This window comes from Robertmurraya massiliosenegalensis JC6, assembly GCF_000311725.1.
Taxonomy (GTDB): Bacteria; Bacillota; Bacilli; order Bacillales; family Cytobacillaceae; genus Robertmurraya; species Robertmurraya massiliosenegalensis.
On record NZ_CAHJ01000101.1, the window covers coordinates 1 to 1,630 of the forward strand.

At 41.7% G+C, this 1,630-nt stretch carries 1 protein-coding gene; it reads left to right on the forward strand.

The window, feature by feature from the left end; all coding sequences use genetic code 11:
- The first annotated feature begins 187 nt into the window (after nt 1-187).
- Nucleotides 188-1,531 carry an ISLre2 family transposase gene (locus BMSHG_RS00030; protein WP_019152382.1) on the forward strand — a complete coding sequence of 448 codons (1,344 nt, stop codon included), beginning with the start codon at nt 188-190 and terminating at the stop codon, nt 1,529-1,531.
- The last annotated feature ends 99 nt before the right edge of the window (nt 1,532-1,630 follow it).

Consider the following 1,630-nt stretch of genomic DNA (forward strand, 5'->3'; position numbering starts at 1 on the left):
GTATGAGTAAAATTAATGTGGGCAAAAAAATTAACCCCATCGTGTAGTGAAGGATTGGAAAATCGTTCACTACACGATGGGGCCACCAAGCGAAAGCGCGGTAGAGCCTAAGCAGAAAACATGATAAAAGGGCTACACCTTGGTAGAATCATAGTCGACTAAAACCAAATCCTAGAGGAGAGCCCTTATGCAAAAGAATATCATAAATTACCCAAATCTTAAAGAGATCGAACAATTACTTTGGAGGGAATTACAGGCAACTTTTTCAACCGTGATGAAGAATATGTTGGAGGATATGGATCAACAGATCGCTGAGGAACGGGATAAAAAAAGATACAGACTTCTTGATAAACGTAAAACCCATATGGATAGTCTCTTTGGACAGGTTGAGATAAAGAGAAACTATTATCGAGACAGAGAAAAAGAGGAATACGTCTATCTTCTAGATCGTCATCTAGAGTTTGAGGGGGCTGGAAATTTTAGTCCACTCATCGAAGAAGCAGCCATGGAACTGGCTATAACAGGTCCAGCCTATCGAAAAGCAGCTAATACCCTGGAAACCCTTCTGGGTTACCGTGTCATTAGTCACGAAGCGATTAGACAGCACTTATTACAAATCACAAGCATTCCAAAAGCAAAAGAACTTGTTCACGGTCCTGTCTTGTTTGTAGAGGTGGACGGTTTATATGTGAAACGTCAAGGAAAAGGAAAACGAGGAAAAGAAGAGAAAATAGCTGCCATTCATCAAGGTTGGGAAGTGAACGGAAAACGCGTGAGTCTAAAAGGGAAACGCCACTTTATTCACCGTGGAAAACAGCCGTTCTGGGAAGCATTTGAGGATTATTTGATTGAGACTTTTGAATATGATCCAACGGTGCATAAGCTCGTTATAAATGGAGATGGAGCTCATTGGATTACAGCCTGTCGAGAACATTTTAAAGGGAGGGCATTCTTTACCATTGACCGTTTCCATGTGGCACGAGAGATTCGTAGTTTATTCCTCCGTCATCCACGTTCTCGCTCTATACGAATGGCGCTGGCAAAATACGATAGTGATAAGCTACTTCTCGAATTAAATAGTGCAATTGGAACTCTTGAAACAGAAACACAGGAAGAAAGACTGGAGGGGCTAATCCAGCAGTTAGAGAAGTATCCAGAGGCCTTAACAGATTACCGGAAGTGGCTTAAGGAACAAGGGATTAGTACCGAAGGAATGCGTCCAATGGGAAGCGCAGAAGGAACGATGAGCGTCTTTGCCAAACGTCTGAAAAATGGCCGTAGCTGGGTAGAAAAAGGAGTTAGCGCTATGATAATAGGAATGGTAGCGTACATGGACAAGTTAACAATAAAAACTCTGTTCGGAAGAGTGGAAAGATGGACAGAGAGCACAGTGGAAAAGAATCCGCCGAAGCACTATGTAGAGAAAATAAAGAACACCATTGGAGAAACAACAAGAGGTAACATCCCTTACTTAAAAGGAAAAGCTAATATCCCAGTATATCATGCGTTGACAGCCCTTGTAGGTTGTTAAAAAAGTAGAAAAGTCGATACCAAGTGGGACCTTCAAAAAGTGAAAACGCTTACGGTATTACGGTAGAAAAATTTCTGCCCACAAATACTTGACTCAATC

What these genes read in the sequence shown, in the direction of transcription:
- BMSHG_RS00030 (WP_019152382.1), top strand. Translation starts at nt 188, where the DNA reads ATGCAAAAGAATATCATAAATTACCCAAATCTTAAAGAGATCGAACAA.